General features: G+C 52.4%; 2 protein-coding genes and 1 tRNA gene. 1 reads left to right on the plus strand and 2 read right to left on the minus strand.

What is annotated here, in order from left to right; genetic code table 11:
- Position 1: 1 nt before the first annotated feature.
- A tRNA-Leu gene (locus IBX50_RS19915) sits at positions 2-86 on the minus strand.
- Positions 87-172: 86 nt separating this feature from the next.
- Entirely contained in the window at positions 173-1,252 is a 1,080-nt protein-coding gene (bioB, locus tag IBX50_RS19920) for a biotin synthase BioB (protein WP_292258138.1), read from the minus strand.
- A gap of 61 nt (positions 1,253-1,313) precedes the next feature.
- Here bioB and IBX50_RS19925 point away from each other — a divergent pair, with 61 nt between their 5' ends.
- Positions 1,314-2,075 (plus strand): double zinc ribbon domain-containing protein, encoded by a 762-nt coding sequence (locus tag IBX50_RS19925; RefSeq protein ID WP_292258139.1) that lies wholly within the window; start codon positions 1,314-1,316, stop codon positions 2,073-2,075.
- The last annotated feature ends 140 nt before the right edge of the window (positions 2,076-2,215 follow it).

Genomic DNA, 2,215 nt, shown 5'->3' on the forward strand with positions numbered 1-2,215 from the left:
ATGGTGCGGACGGAGAGACTCGAACTCTCACACCTTACGGCACCAGAACCTAAATCTGGCGTGTCTACCAATTCCACCACGTCCGCTTTTTTGAGGAGAGCCGCATTCTAACGTAACCTGTTGGCATGTCAAGCCAGATAACCAATTATTCCCTGGGTAATCAGGCAGGGTGTTAAATCACCAGTCCACAGGGTTTACGGCTGCGTTCACTGTCTTTGCGGGTGGCATCCTGATACAAGGGTTGATTGGCAGCGAGAACATCCTGTAACACCGCTTCATGCACCTGCTCATCCACAACAGCCTGGGTTTGCTGGCTGTTGATGCCCAGCTTACGGAACAGGCTCTGATCCTTCTGCGCTTCTGGGTTACCAGTGGTCAGTAGCTTGTCACCGTAAAAAATTGAATTGGCTCCGGCAAAAAATGCCAGCGCCTGTGCGGTATCATCCAGCTTTTCGCGCCCAGCAGATAAACGCACTCGCGAAGCAGGCATCAGGATACGTGCCACAGCAATCACCCGGATAAACTCCAGCGGTTCCAGATCTTCAAGATCTGCCATGGGTGTACCGGCCACCTTCACCAGCATGTTCAGCGGTACACTTTCTGGGTGAGGCTGCAAAGAGGACAACTGCTGCAACAAACCAATACGATCACTGGTGGCTTCACCCATGCCCAGAATGCCACCACAGCAGACTTTCATGCCTGCCTTGCGCACCTTGTCCAAGGTATCCAGCCGGTCGCTGTAGGTGCGGGTGCTGATGATTTCACCGTAAAATTCTTCCGAGGTATCCAGATTGTGGTTGTAATAATCCAGACCAGCGGCGGCCAGTGTCTCGGCCTGCCCTTCTTTTAACATACCCAGTGTCATGCAGGTTTCCAGCCCCATGGATTTCACCTCACGGATCATATCCGTTACCACAGGCATATCCCGTTCAGCCGGAGAACGCCAAGCCGCCCCCATACAAAAACGGCTGGCACCCGCCTGTTTTGCAGCCCGTGCCTGTTCCACCACTTTGCTGATCTCCAGCAGCCTTTCTTTATCCAGACCTGTGTTGTAATGCGCAGATTGTGGGCAATACTTGCAGTCTTCTGGGCAGCTGCCGGTTTTGATGGATAAGAGTGTGGATACCTGCACATGATTGGCATCAAAAAATTCACGATGAAGGGTGTGAGCACGGAACAACAGGTCGTTAAAAGGCAGGGCAAAAAGAGCAGCAATTTCTTCGCTGCTCCAGTCATGGCGCAAAGGGGTCATGGCAGAAATCCTGTAAACCAGAAAAAATACAAAGTTAACAAGATGATGCCGGAGCAGGGAAATGCTGTCAACTAAAGCAAAAGTACTGGCTAACAAGATTAAACAACAAGTATTCAGACTGCATCGTCACAGCCGCGTGTGGTTGCCGGGCGAATGTCTGGTTTGTGCCCAGCCACTCAGCAGTGAACGGGATTTGTGTAGTGCCTGTACGGCACAACTGCCACAGAACAACCACTGCTGCCGCCTTTGTGCGGAACCCCTGCCAAACCTTCTGCAAGAAGAATCCAGCCACTCAGGTCTGTGCAGTCGCTGCCGTAAAAATCCACCGGCATTTGATGCGGTGATTGCACCCTGGCTGTACGCAGCACCTGTGGATCAGCTATTGTGGCGTTTTAAATACCAACAACAACGCACCGCCGGTTACCTGCTGCTGGATCTGCTGCATGATGCCATTCATTCAACCCCATTGGAGCTGGATGCGCTGGTGGTGATACCGGGACAACGGGAGCGTATTCGAGCAAGAGGACTTCATGCACCCACTTGGCTGGCACAACGCCTGGCACTGCTGCAAGGGCTGGCATTTCAACCGAGCTGGTTACAAAGCACTCGCACCCTGACCAGCCAGCAGGAACTGGGCAGAAAAGCCCGTTGGCTGAATCCCAGAGGTGCTTTTAAAGCTGCAACAGAGGTGCAAGGGAAGCATCTTTTATTACTGGACGATGTGGTCACCACCGGTGCCACAGCTCACTGGGCCAGCGTGGCACTCAAACAACAGGGTGCACGGGAGGTAGTAATCCTGGCTGCTGCGCGCACACCGGCTTGAGTGTGGAAGCTCTATAACCAATAAATTACCGGAGGCTTCCAGGACAAAGATCGACAATACCAGCGCAGATTAAATGACAATTCAACAATGGTTCAGACAGTTTCATGATGCAATAGCACCGTAGTTGCAAAGCTCCTCAA

This window comes from Marinospirillum sp. (assembly GCF_014859565.1).